General features: G+C 68.1%; 14 protein-coding genes. 10 read left to right on the top strand and 4 right to left on the bottom strand.

Annotated elements, in window-relative coordinates:
* Positions 1-26 precede the first annotated feature (26 nt).
* Both ACQPYM_RS39345 and ACQPYM_RS39340 read right to left on the bottom strand, forming a co-directional pair.
* Entirely contained in the window at positions 27-902 is an 876-nt protein-coding gene (locus ACQPYM_RS39345) for a hypothetical protein (RefSeq protein WP_433011554.1), read from the bottom strand.
* Between the two features lie 161 nt (positions 903-1063).
* On the bottom strand, positions 1064-2506 hold the full coding sequence (locus tag ACQPYM_RS39340) for a family 43 glycosylhydrolase (protein WP_433011551.1): 1443 nt from the start codon (positions 2504-2506) through the stop codon (positions 1064-1066).
* A 109-nt stretch (positions 2507-2615) separates the two neighbouring features.
* On the opposite strand from ACQPYM_RS39340, the gene ACQPYM_RS39335 reads away from it, so the two are divergent.
* Positions 2616-2873: a hypothetical protein gene (locus ACQPYM_RS39335; protein ID WP_360279580.1), complete on the top strand. Its 258-nt coding sequence runs from the start codon at positions 2616-2618 to the stop codon at positions 2871-2873.
* Here ACQPYM_RS39335 and ACQPYM_RS39330 read toward each other — a convergent pair.
* Positions 2834-3544 carry a hypothetical protein gene (locus ACQPYM_RS39330; RefSeq protein ID WP_433011548.1) on the bottom strand — a complete coding sequence of 237 codons (711 nt, stop codon included), beginning with the start codon at positions 3542-3544 and terminating at the stop codon, positions 2834-2836. The two genes, ACQPYM_RS39335 and ACQPYM_RS39330, sit on opposite strands and share 40 nt — an antisense overlap.
* 218 nt (positions 3545-3762) lie before the next feature.
* Between ACQPYM_RS39330 and ACQPYM_RS39325 the strand changes: the two genes are divergently transcribed.
* The 8 genes from ACQPYM_RS39325 (at position 3763) to ACQPYM_RS39290 (ending at position 11370) form a co-directional block, all read left to right on the top strand.
* The gene (locus ACQPYM_RS39325; protein ID WP_433011546.1) at positions 3763-3996 is read left to right on the top strand and encodes a hypothetical protein; all 234 of its coding nucleotides are present in this window, start codon (positions 3763-3765) and stop codon (positions 3994-3996) included.
* Positions 3997-4112: 116 nt separating this feature from the next.
* On the top strand, positions 4113-5507 hold the full coding sequence (locus tag ACQPYM_RS39320) for an FGGY-family carbohydrate kinase (RefSeq protein WP_433011543.1): 1395 nt from the start codon (positions 4113-4115) through the stop codon (positions 5505-5507).
* Positions 5504-6121: a histidine phosphatase family protein gene (locus tag ACQPYM_RS39315; RefSeq protein WP_433011540.1), complete on the top strand. Its 618-nt coding sequence runs from the start codon at positions 5504-5506 to the stop codon at positions 6119-6121. The genes ACQPYM_RS39320 and ACQPYM_RS39315 overlap by 4 nt, the downstream gene beginning before the upstream one ends.
* Positions 6118-6915 (top strand): DeoR/GlpR family DNA-binding transcription regulator, encoded by a 798-nt coding sequence (locus ACQPYM_RS39310; protein WP_360279566.1) that lies wholly within the window; start codon positions 6118-6120, stop codon positions 6913-6915. The genes ACQPYM_RS39315 and ACQPYM_RS39310 overlap by 4 nt, the downstream gene beginning before the upstream one ends.
* A 30-nt stretch (positions 6916-6945) precedes the next feature.
* Positions 6946-8397, top strand: a complete 1452-nt coding sequence (locus ACQPYM_RS39305; protein ID WP_433011537.1) for an FGGY family carbohydrate kinase — start codon at positions 6946-6948, stop codon at positions 8395-8397.
* Positions 8397-9434: a 2-hydroxyacid dehydrogenase gene (locus ACQPYM_RS39300; RefSeq protein ID WP_433011534.1), complete on the top strand. Its 1038-nt coding sequence runs from the start codon at positions 8397-8399 to the stop codon at positions 9432-9434. The genes ACQPYM_RS39305 and ACQPYM_RS39300 overlap by 1 nt, the downstream gene beginning before the upstream one ends.
* Entirely contained in the window at positions 9431-10108 is a 678-nt protein-coding gene (locus tag ACQPYM_RS39295; protein WP_433011531.1) for a glycerophosphodiester phosphodiesterase, read from the top strand. Before ACQPYM_RS39300 ends, ACQPYM_RS39295 begins: the two co-directional genes overlap by 4 nt.
* A 65-nt stretch (positions 10109-10173) precedes the next feature.
* Positions 10174-11370, top strand: coding sequence for a Gfo/Idh/MocA family protein (locus ACQPYM_RS39290; RefSeq protein WP_433011528.1), 1197 nt, complete (start codon positions 10174-10176; stop codon positions 11368-11370).
* A gap of 418 nt (positions 11371-11788) precedes the next feature.
* Here the strand turns inward: ACQPYM_RS39290 and ACQPYM_RS39285 are convergent, their stop codons facing one another.
* On the bottom strand, positions 11789-12469 hold the full coding sequence (locus ACQPYM_RS39285) for a GntR family transcriptional regulator (RefSeq protein WP_433011525.1): 681 nt from the start codon (positions 12467-12469) through the stop codon (positions 11789-11791).
* Between the two features lie 81 nt (positions 12470-12550).
* On the opposite strand from ACQPYM_RS39285, the gene ACQPYM_RS39280 reads away from it, so the two are divergent.
* Positions 12551-15430, top strand: coding sequence for a UxaA family hydrolase (locus ACQPYM_RS39280; protein ID WP_433011523.1), 2880 nt, complete (start codon positions 12551-12553; stop codon positions 15428-15430).
* Positions 15431-15444 lie beyond the last annotated feature (14 nt).

The raw sequence follows: 15444 nt of genomic DNA, 5'->3' as shown, positions 1-15444 counted from the left end.
GGACGTCGGCACGCTCAGCGCAGCCGTCAGGCGGCCAGCCGGAGTGGCTTTGTGAGTGGGGGAAGTCCGGTCGCCTTCGCAACAACCTCCGCCACCCACTCCCTGTCGTACATGACGTCCTCCCAGCTGAACCGAAGCAGAGTCCAGCCGCGGATGCTGAGGTTCACGTGCCGGCGGCAGTCCTTGACGAGCGACTGCCGGGTGCCATGGAACTCGAACCCCTCAGCCTCGAGCGCAATCTTCAGCGCCGGATGACCGAGGTCGAGACGCGCTGAGAAGTCACGGTCGCGGACGGCATACTGCGGTTCGAATCCCTCGATGTCAGCCTCGATCAGAATCGCTCGCAAAGCCGACTCCAGCACGGACTCGGCCCGGCCGTCGGCCAACGCCACCACGTTCCGGATCCGTAGCCGGTGCGGCCCGCGCAACGCCGCAGCGGCGGCGAACAAGTCGTCGGCGTCGACGATCCGGTGGTGCAGGGCGGAGTCGGCGATGGCGAGAGCCTCCGCCAGGGGCAGGCTTCTGATGCAGTCGAGAACGGTACGGACAGGAGTGGTGACGTCGTCAAGGGAGGGCGCTGTCGACCAGTGGAGGACACACTTCTGTCCGGTAGCCACCTGGACCTGTCCGCGCGGCACCGTGACATGCGGCAGCGGTGGTGGAGTGATCAGCTGCATCCCCCAGTGCTGAGCGGCGCTGAGGTGGGAAACGACCCCGCGCTGGCTGCGAGCCGCAGTCAACGCATCCGGAGCCTCCGGGAGAGCGTAGACACCCTTCGCCACCCGACGGATCTGCCCGGTTTGCAGCGCGTTGCGGATGCTGCGGGCGGACACCACAACTCGCAGGTCCGCGAACCGCGCACTCCCGCCGCGCTGCGCCAGCACCTCCCCAACCTCCGCCACCCACCCAATGGTGCAGAAATCCGGCGCCGCCCGTCGGCGGTTGTCCACAGCCCCGGACCGCCCCCACTCACAAACCTCTGCTAACGGTCGGCTTCGCGGTCGTTCTGAGCGGCAGCGCGCAGCGGCGAGCGACCTTTGTGAGTGGGGGCGGTCCGGGCCGCCTAGTAGACCTCGATGCGGTCGAGGCTGATGACTGTGTTGGATGATGCCGGGTTCTTGGTGCCTGTGACGCGCACCTTGAGGGTGTGGGGGCCGGCGGGGAGGGTTGGGCTGATGTAGGTGAGTTGTTCGCCGACGCGGATCGAGCTGTAGTAGTCGACGTATTGTTCGGGGCCGCCGTCGATGGAGATGGCGGCTCTGCCGTTACCGGTGTCGAGGACGCTGAGGAGGGCGACTTTGGTGCCGGTGAAGCGGATGGTGGCGGAGGCGTTGGGTTGGTTGCTCCAGTGGTCGTTGCCCCAGAAGCACTGGTTGCCGCAGCCTGAGCCGGACGACCACGCACCGGCGTACTCGATCTGGTTCTGGCCCGTGCCGACGTCGGTGTCGTTGATGACCGCCGTGGTGGCGCCGGGGTCGCCGGAGGGCAGAGTTTGGGTGGCTCCGGCGGCCAGCGGGCTGCCGAGGTTCGGCGTACCGTCGGCGTTCCAGCCGATCTTCTGGACCCGGGAGGTGCGGAAGGCGTAGGTGTAGGCGCTGGTGTTCTTGCCGTGGTAGGCGATCCAGTCCTGCGTCCCGTCCGGGGACTGGAAGAAGGAGTGGTGCCCCGGGCCCCAGACGCCGTTCGTGTTGTTGCGGGAGAAGATCGGGCCGGGATGCTGGACCCAGTTCGAGGCGACCATCGGGTCGGCGCCGTTCGCGATGCTCTTCATCCACACCTGGTAGTCCGGCTTGCCGGTGTCGCAGGTGGAGTAGGTGAGGAACGTCCGCCCGTTGCGATACAGCGGCGTCGGCCCTTCCCGTACTTCGGTGCAACCCCCGCTGGCCGGGATCGCGACCCGGGAGCCGGTCGCCGTCCACGGGTTGCTCATCCGCACGATGTAGAGCTGCGCCGGTCCACCCTGACCGCGGCCGGGTCCGCTCCAGACGAAGTACTGCTGGCCGTTGTGCGTGATCGGCTCGCCGTCGATGGCGTACTGCCCGAAGTCGGCGATCTTCGCCTTGAAGCTGTACGGCCCGGTCGGGTCGTCCCCGGCCGACTCGAGGACGTACATCCTGTGGTTCGCGTCCACTCCGTCGGACGCGGTGTAGTAGATGTACCAGCGGTTGCCGACGTGCCGGAACGCCGGCGCCCACATCTGGGTGTTCCGGCTCGGATCGCTGTCGCGCCAGACCACCTTCTCCGGCGCGACCAGCAGCGTCGCCAGGCTCGGGGACGACCAGATGCCGATGTGGTCGCCGGTCGTGGTCGCCACGTGGTACCGGCCGCCGTAGTAGAACAGCGACGGGTCGGCGCCCGGGTTGACGGGGTTGCGGAAGGTCTGGGCAAGGACCGCGTTGGACACGGGCTTCTCCGGCGCCGGCGCGGAGGCGGTCGGCAGTCCAGTCATCAGCACGGCGGCGGCGAGAGCGGCCAGCGTGAGCACAGCGGGGCGGATGGATCTCATGAGTCTGTTTACAACGATGGAACCTCGTCCGTAAACAGTTCACACCAGAATCGAATAGTTGGTCATCTTCCACCGCGCGGTGCCGCCTTGAGGGGGAACCATCAGAGGTATGGGCAACGTCCTAGCCCGCATGAAGCTCAAGGTTCGCGTGGTGCACTACTACTGCCGCGGCGGCGTGGACTGCTGGTACGCCGATATCGACGACGCCGACGACCGCCAGCCCGACGACCCGTTCTGGTACGTCGACGGCTGCCGCACGCAGGCCGAGGCGCTGTCCGCCGCCTGCACCCAGTTGGCCGCGCTCGACCAGGCGATCGCGGCCGGCGCCTACCCGACCCGCTTGAGCGAGAGCGGCTTGGCCGCCTGAGTGGCGCCTCCCGTGAGGTTGCTCAGCCGGAACTTGTTGCTCAAGGCAAGCAATGTCTCGGTCAGCAAGCCGGCCCGTGGTGCGACCAGGTCGTGCTCGAGCAGCCGGGTGTCGCCGGTCAGCTCGTACTCGCGGGCGCTGTCGGCGACCAGATTCAGCAGCTCGGTGTTGCTGCGCAGCGTCAGCCGTTGCAACGCGATCCGGTACGCCGCGACGCCGTCCTGCCGGCGCTTGAGCCGCTCACCCAGCATCAGCTCGGACCAAGCATCCGCGAGCTGGACGGACAATCCGGTCAGCCAGGGCTGGACCGCGGCGGCGACCCGTTCGCGGTAGTCGTCGAGCCAGGGTGAGCTGACCCCGGTCCCCGGGCTGACAGTGAAGGTGGCCGGCGTCGTCCCGTCGGCGACGATCGCGCGCAGCAGCGCCACGTTGTCCCGGACGGTCGCGAACCGCGGCGACCCGTCGAACAGGTCCAACTCGTACTCGACCAGGATGCCGATCCGCCGGAGCGTCTGTACTGCGACCAGGAGCTCGCGCAGCCTGGCCGGATCGCCGGCGATCCCCGCCAGCTCCAGCCGGACGCGGATCAGCCCCTGCGCGCTCAATCTCCGGAAGTCCTCCGTCGCGACTTCGCGCGGCGTGCAGGACTTGCTCCAAAGATCAGAATCCATGGTTCCCCCCACGACGCCGATCGACTGCCTTCAACGTCCGTCAGTCCGGGGGAGATGTCAAGGGTCACGGCGGTAGCCACGGTGGTACCGGAGCCAATAATCTTTACCAAGATTTAGGCGTGACGTTCATATCAGCCGGTCGTTGATCTGTCAGACAACTTGTTGACCACTCTCGGATCTCCTGGAGACGTCACCGAATCTCTGGGGAAAGGCTGCCCGTGCACCGATTCAACCCACCGCCCAGCTGGCCCGAGCCGCCGACCGCCACCTGGCGGCCGCCGATCGGCTGGGAGCCCGACCCCGAGTGGCCGGATGCTCCAGCAGGCTGGGGTTTCTGGCTCAACCGGCACGGCCGCAAGGCCAGTGGACCGATCGGCGCGTACGGCGCGGTCGATGCCGGCCGGCTCGAACTCGCCACCGCGGACCGCTCGCTCCTCCTGATGCAGAACTGAACCCACCGGGCAGAACTGAACGCACTGCCGCAGAACTGAATCTGCGCTCTTACCGCGATCTGATGTTATGTTATCAGCGTAGCTAACATCAGCGTCGTCGCTAGGGGTGTGCGGTTGTGCCTGAGCCTGCTTGGATCGGAGTCGATCTCGGGACGCAGAGCGTCCGCTCCGTCCTGGTCAGCGCGAACGGTGACGTTCTGGCCCGTTCCTCCCGCCCCCTGATCAGCAGCCGCGACGGCGCCCACCATGAGCAGGACCCGCGCGAATGGCTGGAAGCGGTCGACGCCACCCTCGCCGAGGTCGCAACGCCCGCAGTACAAGGTGTCGCCATCTGCTCGACCTCCGGAACGGTCCTGCTCACCGATGACGCCGGTGCGCCGATCACCCCCGCGCTCATGTACGACGACGCGCGCGCCGCCGAGTATCTCGACCAGATCGTCCGGGCAGACCCCGAGCGGTGGTCGACCGCGATGCAGCCGACCTGGGCTCTGCCCAAGATTCTGTGGTTGATCGACCGGCATCCCGAGGCCGGCCGGATCGCGCACAGTGCCGACGTGGTGGCCGCTCACCTGATCGGCGGCCCGGCCGCCACCGATACCAGTCACGCGCTCAAAACCGGCTATGACCTGGAAGCCGACGGCTGGCCGGTCCAAGCCTTCGACCGCCTCGGTCTCCCGGCCGAACTTCTCCCCGAAGTCGTCCTCCCCGGCACCGAGCTCGGCCGCGTCTACACAGCAAAAGCCCAGGTCACCGGGGTCCCTGCCGGTACTCCGGTCTACGCGGGCATGACCGACGGCTGTGCAGCCCAGATCGCCGCCGGGGCACTCTCACCAGGAGCCTGGAACTCGGTCCTCGGCACGACTCTCGTCCTCAAGGGCGTCAGCAAAGACCTGCTCGACGACCCGACCGGAGCTGTCTACAGCCACCGCCATCCCGACGGCGGCTGGCTACCCGGTGGCGCCTCCAACACGGGCGCCGGCGCACTCACCGCGATGCTGCCCGGCGCCGACCTCGACGCGCTCGACCAGGCAGCCCGCGCGCTCGGCACGATCGACGCGGCCATCTACCCGATCACCGGACGAGGCGAGCGCTTCCCCTTCGTCGCGCCGAACGCGGAGCCCTTCGAACTCGGCAATCTCCCCGACGACCTGCACCGGTACTGCGGTGTCCTGCAAGGCGTCGCCTTCATCGAGCGACTCGCCTTCGAGCACCTGGAAAGCCTCGGCGCAGAGCCGGTCCGCTCGGTCTCGCTCACTGGTGGCGCGACTCGTAGCGGCTACTGGAACCAGCTCCGCGCCGACGTCCTCGGCGTACCGGTCGAGCTGCCCGCGGCCGCGGACCCGGCGTACGGGATGGCTGTGCTTGCGGCGTCCGCCGAGGCGTCGGTGACCGATACGGCGGCGCGGATGGTCCGGGTCGAGCGCGTCCTCGAACCGCGACCGCAGGAACGGCTGACCACCCTGTACGGCGAATTCGTGGCGGAACTGCACCGGCGGGGGTATCGCGGATGAAGACGATCATCGTGCTGGCCCGGCACGGGCGGACCGAGTGGCACCACGGCAACAGGTACACCGGGTCGACGGACCTGCCGATCGACGGGGTCGGCCACGTGCAGGCGCAGTACCTGAAGGAATGGGCCGTGGACTTCAGCCCCGATGCGCTGTGGTGTTCGCCGATGCTGCGAGCGCGGCAGACCATGATGCCAGCGGCTCAGGCGCTCGGGCTGACGCCGGTGGTCGACGATCGGCTGCGTGAGGTCGACTTCGGCTCGGCCGAAGGGCTCAGCCTCAGTGAACTGCCGCCGGCTGTGGCCAAGGCGTTCGAGCTCGACCCAGTCGGTTCGCACTTCCCGGGCGGCGAGCATCCGGCGCTGGCGGCGGACCGGGTCGAGGAAGCCTTCCACCAGATCGGTCGCGAGTATCCGGGCCGCAAGGTGCTCGTGGTCGCGCACAACACGCTGATCCGATTGCTCGTCTGCCGGGTGCTCGGCCTGGAACTCAAGGAGTACCGCAGACTGCTCCCGGCCCTCGGTCCCGCGGCGTTGGTGCGTTTGCGCTGGCAGGACGGCACAGTGGGACTCGAAGCGTTCAACACCCCCGCTGTGCGAATGGAGATCCCGGGATGAGTTCTGACACGGCCGACACCTCCGAGCTGAGCCGGCCCGCCCGGCGCCAGGCCGAGATCGCGGCGTACGTCGTCGAGCACGGCTCGGTCTCGGCGAACGATCTGGTCGAGGCCTTCGGGGTCAGCGTGATGACGGTGCATCGCGACCTGGACGAGCTGGAGCGGCAGGGCGTCGTCCGCAAGTACCGCGGTGGCGTGACGGCCCAGCCGACCAGTGTGTTCGAGAGCAACGTGGCCTACCGGCTGAACACCGCGCAGGCCGAGAAGGCCGCGCTGGCCCGGCACGCCCGCGCGATGATCGAGCCCGGGATGTCGGTGATGCTCGACGACTCGACCAGCGCGCTCGCCCTGGTCGACCTCTTCGAGGACATCACTCCGTTGACCGTGGCAACGAACTTCCTGCCTGCCATCACCCGGCTGACCCAACTGCGCGACGTCACGCTGCTGGCGCTGGGCGGGATCTACTCGTCGACGCACGATTCGTTCGGCGGCATGCCGTGCGCGCAGGCCGTCGAGGCGCTGCACACCGACCTGCTGTTCTGCAGCGTGTCCGCGGTGTCGGCGACGCACGCGTTCCACCAGGAGGAAGAGATCGTGCTGGTCAAGCAGGCCATGATGCGGTCCGCCCGCACCAAGGTGCTGCTGGTCGACCACGGCAAGCTGCAGCGGACCGCGTTGCATCGGTTGGCGCCGCTGACCGGTTTCGACGTGGTCGTGGTGGACGAGAAGACGCCGGCCGACCTGATCGCGGCGCTTCGCGACCACGGCAGCACTGTTGAGGTCGCGCCGCTTTAGCAAGCATCAGACTCAGTGAGGGAGTCCGGGATGGATGTGGGAGTGGACGTCGGCACCACCGTCACGAAGGCGGTGGCCTTCGACGAGGCCGGTCGCCAGGTGGCGGAAACCTCGCGACCGACCCGCCTGGTCCGTCCGGGTCCCGGCCGTTTCGAGCACGACACCGACGAGATTGTTGCCTCAGTCAACGAGGTGGTCGCTGAGCTGGCTTTGCCGCAGGCCGACCTGGTGGCTATCACGGCCCAGGGGGATGGTCTGTGGCTCGTGGATGTCGACGGTCGCCCGGTCCGGCCGGCGATCTCGTGGCTCGATGCTCGAAGCAACGAAATCCTCGAGCGCTGGACCGTGGACGGCGTTGCCGAGCAGGTGTTCCGGCGCTCCGGCAACCGGATGTTCCCGGGCGCCTCGGGGCCGCTGCTGGCCGCAGTACTGGCGGAAGAGCCTGGCGTACTGCGTCACGCGGCGACCGCGGCGTACTGCAAAGACGTGGTGATGCAGCGGCTCACCGGCGTACGGGCGACCGATGTCTCTGACGGGTCCGCGCCGTTCCTCGACCCGCGCACAAACACTTATGACGGCAAGGCCTTGGAGGCGTGTGGGCTGACCGATTGGCAGCACTTGCTGGCGCCGGTCGCCCCGGATGGTCCGGTTGGCGAGCTTCGCGACCCTTCGCTCGGGCTTCCGCTCGGGACTCGTGTGTCCGCGGGACCTTACGACCTCCCGGCCGCCGCATTGGGCGCGGGCGTGAGCGAGGTCGGCGATGCGCTTCTGACCGTCGGTACGACGTTGGCCTGTCAGGTGGTGACCCGGGAACTGCCGGTCGACGAGGAGCCGGCGGGGTTGTTCCTCGGTACCTGGACGCCTGGGGTGTGGCTTCGTGCGATGCCCGCCATGGTCGGCACGGCCGCTCTCGATCGAGTGCTCTCGCTGATCGGTGTGAGCGTCGCGCAGTTGCCGACGTTGCTGGCCGAAAGCCCGGCCGGTGCCAACGGGGTGACGGTGCTGCCTTATCTGTCGGAAGCCGGCGAGCGGGCGCCCTTTGTGGACACAGGAGCTCGGGGCACTTTTGACGGGATCTCGTTGGCGACGACCCAGGCGGATCTGGTGCGGGCGACCTGCGAAGGCATCGCGTACGCCGCCCGACACTGCCTCGAAGCGGCAGGCTGGACCGGCAAGGTGACTGTCTGCGGCGGTGGCGCCAACAGCCGCGAGTGGACGCAGATCCTCGCGGACGTGCTGAACAGCCCACTGCACACGACCGAGGCGTCCCAGGTGGCCGCTCGCGGGGCGGTGATCGGCGCGCGGCTCGCCGCCGGGCAGGCGGCCGGTCCGGAGTGGATCGCCGAGACCCGGCAGATCGATCCCGATCCGTCCCGCGCCGCCTTCTACGACGAGGGTTTCGCCCACTACCTGCGCCGCAGCGAAGCGGCCCGTCCCCGTTGGGCCGACCCGGCCCCGACCGCCCGACCTTCTGGAGCTTGATGAGAACCGTCCGCACCCTGCTCGCCGGTGACCACTTCGTCGGCAACGACCTGCTCGAGGCGGCGCTGACATCGGCGTTGCCGGACGTCGCCTTCGACTTCGAGCGGGTCACGCTGCCCTGGCCGCTGACACCGTTCGGCCGGGTCGCCGAGGTCGACGAAGCCAGCGACGCCGAGGACCAGTTGATCGCCGCACTGCCCGGGATCGAGTTGGCGATCACGCAGATGGGGCCGTTCACCGAGCGTGTACTGGACTCTGCACCGGACCTCCGCTTCCTGGTCTGCTGCCGCGGCGGTCCGGTCAACGTGAACGTGCCCGCGGCAACCAAACGCGGCGTCATCGTCTCCTCGACCCCGGGCCGCAACGCCGGTGCAGCAGCAGAGCACGCCGTCACCTTGATGTTGGGTGCCCTGCGCAAGCTTCCCCAACTGCAGAAGACCCTTGAGCAGGGCCAGTGGCGCAGTGATCTCTACGCGTACGACGACTGTGGGGCGGAACTCGACGGCGCAACAGTCGGCCTGGTCGGCTACGGCGCGATCGGCCGCCGAGTCGCCCGCGTGATGAGCGCCTTCGGCGCCCGCGTCCTAGTGGTGGACCCAGCGGTCGACCCGGCCTCCCCGCCGGACGGCACCGAGGTCGTCGAGCTGGACGAGTTGCTGCGCCAGTCAGACGTGGTCAGCCTCCATGCCCGCCTCACCGACCAGACCCGCAACATGATCGGCGCTCCCGAAATCGCGGCGATGCGACGAGGCGCAGTACTGGTCAACACTGCCCGAGGCGGCCTGCTCGATTACGACGCGGCAGTAGACGCGCTTGAATCAGGCCAGCTGGGCGCCGCCGCCTTTGACGTCTTCCCGGTCGAGCCGGTGCCAGCAGACTCACGGTTGCTGACGGCCCCCAACGTAGTCATGACCCCTCACCTGGCGGGCGCCACCAAACAAACCGCCCATCGAGCCGCCGCAATCGCCGCCGAAGCCGTCACCGCCTACCTGTCCGGCCAGGACCCTCTGGGACTGGTTACAGCGAGAGTGCGGTGATCATCACCGGCCATCGCGGGGCGCTCGGCTCCGAACCGGAGAACACCCTGCGGTCCTTCCACCGAGCCGTCGCCGACGGCTGCGACGAGATCGAGCTGGACCTCCGCGTCACCGCCGACGGCGAACTCGTCGTCCTCCACGACGCCACCGTCGACCGCACCACGAACGGCACCGGCGCAGTCGCCGACCTGCCTTTCTCCGTACTCCGTTCGCTGGACGCGGGTCATGGCGAAGTCGTCCCGACCTGGGCGGAAACCGTCGAGGCGATCTCAGTCGGCTTCCAAGCTGAGGTCAAAGCGGTCGAGGCCATTCCGCTGCTGGCCGAGTCGCTGAAGGACAGCGCGCTGGCGGACCGCACCCTGGTCACGTCCTCATCGCCAGACGTCCTGCTGGCCATCCGCGACCTTCTCCCTTCGGTGGAAACGGGCCTGATCATCGCCCGCACCCCTCCGGTCGCCGACATCCTCACCCGCACGAAGTCAGCCGCCGCCACCTGGGCCCTCTGCGGCATCACCGACCTGACCGCGGACGCGGTAGCCACCCTCCACACCCACAACCTCCGCGTCACCGCCTGGCCGGTCCCAGACCCCACCGCCTACGCCCACGCGGTGGCTTTGGGGGTGGACGGCATCACCACAGACCACCCCGACCACCTGCCCGTTTCCCGCCGCTGACCTCGCCTATCTCAGTGTTCAAAATTGTTCTTACATGGCCGGAGAATGTGTGATTGCCTGGACACATGAGCATCAGCATCGGCGTGGTCGGAGCCGGCCAGTTCGCCCCCTCGTTCCTGCGGTTGTGGTCCGCCCATCCCGACGTCACCGACGTCCGGCTGACCGACGTCCTGCCCGACCGGCTGGCCGAGATGGCCGCCAAGCAGGGTGTCTCGATCACCTACCAGTCGTTCGAGGAGATGCTCGCCTCCGACGTCGACGCGGTGGCGATCTTCACCCAGCGCTGGCTGCACGGCGAGATGGCGATCCAGGCCCTCGAAGCCGGCAAGCACGTCTACTCCACCGTCCCGATGGCGATCGAGGCCGACCAGATCGCCCGCATCATCGAGCTGGTCAAGGCCACCGGCCTGACCTACATGATGGGCGAGACCAGCTTCTACTACCCGTCCTCGGTCTACTGCCGCCAGCGCCTTGCCGCCGGTGACTTCGGCCGCGTCTTCTACAGCGAGGGCGACTACGTCCACGACATGGATCTCGGGTTCTACGCGGCGTACCAGTACAGCGGTGGCGAGGACTGGAAGAAGACCGCCTCGTTCCCACCCATGCTCTACCCGACGCATGCCGTCGGCAACGTCTTGTCGGTGACCGGCCAGCACGCCACCCACGTCTCCTGCATCGGGGTTCAGGACGACCGCGGCGACGGCGTCTTCGACAAGGAGATCAGTGCCTTCGACAACGACTTCAGCAACGCGACGGCGCTGTTCAAGCTCGCCGACGGCGGCATCATGCGGACCAACGAGATGCGCCGCGTCGGCTACCCGTCGCACCTGCGCGAGTCGCGGCTGCGCGTGTTCGGGACCGAGGGCAGCTTCGAGCAGCTCGCGACGACCACGGTCTGGCAGACCAAGGAAGGCGTCGAGGACGTCAGCCACCTGATGGAAACCAAGCCGAGCAGCTCACTGGACGACGACGATCTGGCGAACGTCGACCCGGCGCTGCGCGACGCGTTCCGCTCCGGCCTCTCGCCGGTTCACGACCGCGGGCGACTGCCGGCCGAGTTCGCAGGCCTGCACAACGGGCACGAGGGCTCGCACCATTTCCTGGCCGACGACTTCGTCCGTGCGGTGGCCGACAAGACCCTCCCGCCGATCAACGCCTGGGTCTCCGCCCGCTACACCCTGCCCGGCATCTACGCCCACCAGTCCGCCCTGCAAGGTGGCGTCCAGCTGGAAATCCCGGACCACGGCGACGCGCCCGCGTAGTACCGGCGGCCCTTCGTCTCCCGGCAACTGCCCTCTGAGGGGTTAACCCGGCGGAGTGTGGGTTGCCTGCTCAGCAGCAGGCTGGGCAACCTACCCCCTGAGGGGTCAGCCCCTCAGAGGATCACGGCGGACGGAACCGGGGAGGTCTTTGGCCTTGTGGGCGGCCAAAACTCGCCCCGGTCGCCGGTGAAAACCTCCCCGCTCACCGAAGGGGCCCTGGGATCACCTCGCTGACCCAGGTACCCGGAATCGCCGTCCTCGAGCTCGCCGACTCGCCCCCTTCCCGCAATTCTCGGCGGTCACCCCCCGAAGTTGTGGGTTGCCAACCCTGAACCCGGGGTCGCAACCCACCCGGTCGGGGGTTGACCGCCGAAATGCCGAGGACCGGAGCTGGGGAGTGCTCGGTGCGGCGGATTGGTCAGTGCTGTTCGTAGACCTTCCGCAGCCGCAGGGACATCGAGTTGTCCAGGTGTTTGGTCATGGCGGCCTCGGCTGCGGCAGGGTCGCCGGATGCGATCGCCTCGACGATCTGTCGGTGTTCGACCAGGACCTCGGGTCCCGTGTCCCGGTCGTAGTGGAGGCGGAAGATGTGCAGGTGGCAGTGGGTGCGCTGGAAGGCCAGCCGCACCTGCTCGCTGCCGGACAGGCCGGCGATCAGCGTGTGGAACCGGTTGTCGTGCGCCGTCAGCGACTTGTAGCCGGCGTAGTCCGCCGACGTCGGCTCCACCGCGGTCGCGAGTTCCGCGCGGAGGCGGTCGCGGCCGATGTCGTCGACGAGTTCGGCGGCCCGCCGCGCCGCCCAGGGCTCCAACAGCAGCCGGAACCGGTACAGGTCGTCGAACTCCTCGCGGCTCAGCAGCGGAGTCGCCCGGTAGCCCTTGAGCGGCTCCTTGTCCGCCAGCCCCTCCGACTCGAGCCGGGCCAGCGCCTCCCGGACCGGTGTGGACGAGACCTGGAAGTCGCGCGCCAGCCCGTCGATGGAGATCCGCGCGCCCGGCACGATCGCGTGGTCCATCAGCATCGTCTTGATCGCCTCGTACACGTCGTCGGCGAGCATCTGCCGGCGCAGCAGCCGCCGGTCCTGCGGCTCCACTGTCATCGGGCCCCCTTCTCCAGGGACTGGTCGTGCCCTTGACCCAGCCCGCGCAGTTCGGCAGGGTGGCATCGGTAATCATGCATCATGCACGATTCCACCCGAACCAGCCACCCGGAGGCGGAAATCACGATGCTGAGGTTCGACGAGGTCGGCGTCCTGCCCGAGCCCGGGGACAATGTCGCCATCTCCTCGCGCCGCCTGCCGGCCGGCACCGTGATCGACTTCGCCGGTACGCCGGTGACGCTGCCTCACACCGTGCTCGAAGGTCACCGCTTCGTCGCCAGCCCGATCGCGACGGGCGATCCGCTGCTGTCCTGGAACACTCCGTTCGCCCGCGCTCTGCGTGACCTCGAGATCGGCGACTACGTCTGTACGCCGACCAGCCTGGCCGCCGTGTCGGCCCGAGGTGTCGAGGGACTCCCGGCCGAGCCGAGCGCCGAGAACGAACCTCTGGACCCATACGAACTCGACGAGTCGGCGCTCAACTTCGGCCACCAGGTCACGTCGGTGGAGCAGCCTGGGACGTTTCTCGGCTACCCGCGTGAGCAAGGACCCGCGGGCACCCGCAACCACGTCGTACTGATGGCGACGAGTTCGCGCAGCTCCGGGTTCGTGACCGAACTCGCTCGGCGGTTTGACGATGCGGCGGGGTTCGACGGCGTCGTACCGGTCGCACACACCGAGGGCGGCGAGGACGGTACGCCGAACAACCTGCACTTCCTGCTGGCGACCTTGGCGGGGTTCGCTCTGAATCCGAACGTCGGCGCCGTCCTGATCGTCGACACCGAGGGTGAGCTGGTGTCCGGGCAGGCGATCAAGGACTTCATGGCCGAGCACGGCTATCCGCCGATCCGGGTGCCGCATGCGTACTTCACTCGTAGCGCGGGCTTCGAGACTGACCTCACTGCGGCGGGCCGGTTGGTGGAGCCGTGGTTGCCGGTGGTCGCTGCGCAGGAACGGCAGGAGGTGCCGCTCGCGGATCTCTGGATCGGGTTGCAGTGTGGGGGATCGGACGCGTTCTCTGGGGTCAGTGCGAATCCATTGGCGGGCGCGGTCGGGCGGGAGGTGATCCGGCATGGCGGGATCGCAGTACTGGCTGAGACGGATGAGCTGATCGGTGCTGAAGGCTACGTTCTGAAGAACGTGCGGGACTTGCCGACGGCGAAACGATTCCTGCGGACCGTGCAGTCGTTCAAGGAACGTGTTGGCTGGCATGGGCACACGGCCGAGGGCAATCCGTCCGGTGGCAATGTATATCGCGGTCTCTACAACATCGTGCTCAAGTCGGTCGGTGCGGCGCGGAAGCTGGATCGCGACGTACGGCTCGACCACGTCATCGACTACGCGGAGCGGATGCCCGGCCATGGGTTCGTCTTCATGGACAGCCCCGGCAACGACCTCGAGTCCGTCGCCGGCCAGGTCGCGAGCGGCTGCAACCTGATCTTCTTCACCACCGGGAACGGCTCGATCACCAACTTCCCGTTCGTACCGACAATCAAGTTCGTCACGACGACGACCCGGTACGAGCTCCTACAGGCCGAGATGGACGTAGACGCCGGCCGCTACCTAACCGGCACTCCCATGGACGACCTAACCGCCGAGACCCTGGACCTCACCGTCCGAGTAGCCTCCGGCGAACCCACCGCCGGCGAACGGGCGGGCCACAGCCAAGTCTCCATCTGGCGCAACTGGCGCCAAACCGCCCCCCGCCCAGGCATCTCCATAACCCCCAACGGCCGCCAAACCCGCAACCTCACAGACCTCCCCGAAGAAGACCGAGACGCCCCCCTCCCCGGCACCCCCCTCCCACTCGCCGGCTACGCCGGCTCCCAGGTGGGTGGGGGAGAAGGAGCCCTCGCCCCCGAAGCGGCTGGCTCCGCCGCCACCACCCGCGCAGCCGGGTCTCCCGTGCCCGCCTCCGGCGCAGCTGCAGCTGCCAGCGTGCCGGGAGGCGCGCTTCGTCTTCTGCGGGTTGATGACCGGCTGGTCCCCGAAGCTGTTGGGCTCATTTTGCCGACCAGCTTGTGTTCTGGGCAGATTGCTTTGCGGCTTGCTGCTCAGGGGGAACTGGAGCGATGGGCGGGCGAGGCGGTGACGCGGATGGTGGCGTTGCCTCATACCGAGGGGTGTGGGTCTAGTGGTGGGGCGTCTGAGGAGACGTTTGCTCGGACGATGCTTGGCTATTTGCTGCATCCGAATACCCGGATGGCGCTGCTGCTCGAGCACGGTTGCGAGAAAACGCATAACGACTACTTCCGCTCCCGGCTGGTTGAGGCCGGTGCGGACCCGTCGCGGTTCGGGTGGGCCAGCATCCAGGCAGATGGCGGCATCGACGCGGTCACCGGACGCGTCCGTGATTGGTTCAACAGCTTCGACCTTCCCGCCCCCGAAGAAGTCCCCGGCAGCCTCGGCTCGCTGACCATCGCGCTCGAAGCCCGCGGCCCGCTCAACCCTGCAACAGCCGAGGCGATGGCTCTCGTCGGCCGCGAGATCGTCGCCGCCGGTGGCTCAGCAGTCCTCTCCTCCCGCGGCGCCCTCCTCGCCGACGAGAACTTCCGGTACGCCGCCTTCGGCTCTCCCGCCGCGGTGGAGCCGACCATCGCCCACGGCCAGCGGTTCACCGCCAACGGCTGGCACGTCATGCGCATGCCCGGCACCGACTGGATGGAGACCGTCACCGGCTTCGGCGCCGGCGGCGTCCAGCAAGTACTCGCACACGTTGCCGGCGGCACCTTGTCGGCTCAGCGCTTCGTCCCGGTCGTCGAGTTCAGCACCGATCCCGAGACAGTCGCGCAGTACGGCGACGATCTCGATGCGGTTGCCTCAGGCAACGCACAGGAGCAGGCAACGGTCGCCCTGGAAACCATTGCGGCAGTGGCGAGCAGACAGCTGGTTCCGAAAGCAGTTGCGTCCGGCAACGTCGGCTTCCAGATTACCCGCGGTCTGCTCGGCACCTCGATGTGACGTCTCTCGAAAGG

The sequence above is a fragment of the Kribbella sp. CA-294648 genome, from assembly GCF_050943845.1.
Taxonomy (GTDB): domain Bacteria; phylum Actinomycetota; class Actinomycetes; order Propionibacteriales; family Kribbellaceae; genus Kribbella.
The sequence above is the reverse complement of the archived record's forward strand: the minus strand, read 5'-3'. Positions and strand labels throughout refer to the sequence as shown.

Excerpts from the sequence above, each read along its gene's own strand:
- ACQPYM_RS39310 (WP_360279566.1), top strand. The coding sequence starts at position 6,118 with ATGAGTTCTGACACGGCCGACACCTCCGAGCTGAGCCGGCCCGCCCGG.
- ACQPYM_RS39300 (WP_433011534.1), top strand. The coding sequence starts at position 8,397 with ATGAGAACCGTCCGCACCCTGCTCGCCGGTGACCACTTCGTCGGCAAC.
- ACQPYM_RS39290 (WP_433011528.1), top strand. The coding sequence starts at position 10,174 with ATGAGCATCAGCATCGGCGTGGTCGGAGCCGGCCAGTTCGCCCCCTCG.
- ACQPYM_RS39335 (WP_360279580.1), top strand. The coding sequence starts at position 2,616 with ATGGGCAACGTCCTAGCCCGCATGAAGCTCAAGGTTCGCGTGGTGCAC.
- ACQPYM_RS39305 (WP_433011537.1), top strand. The coding sequence starts at position 6,946 with ATGGATGTGGGAGTGGACGTCGGCACCACCGTCACGAAGGCGGTGGCC.
- ACQPYM_RS39280 (WP_433011523.1), top strand. The coding sequence starts at position 12,551 with ATGCACGATTCCACCCGAACCAGCCACCCGGAGGCGGAAATCACGATG.
- ACQPYM_RS39340 (WP_433011551.1), bottom strand. The coding sequence starts at position 2,506 with ATGAGATCCATCCGCCCCGCTGTGCTCACGCTGGCCGCTCTCGCCGCC.
- ACQPYM_RS39330 (WP_433011548.1), bottom strand. The coding sequence starts at position 3,544 with ATGGATTCTGATCTTTGGAGCAAGTCCTGCACGCCGCGCGAAGTCGCG.
- ACQPYM_RS39315 (WP_433011540.1), top strand. The coding sequence starts at position 5,504 with ATGAAGACGATCATCGTGCTGGCCCGGCACGGGCGGACCGAGTGGCAC.
- ACQPYM_RS39285 (WP_433011525.1), bottom strand. The coding sequence starts at position 12,469 with ATGACAGTGGAGCCGCAGGACCGGCGGCTGCTGCGCCGGCAGATGCTC.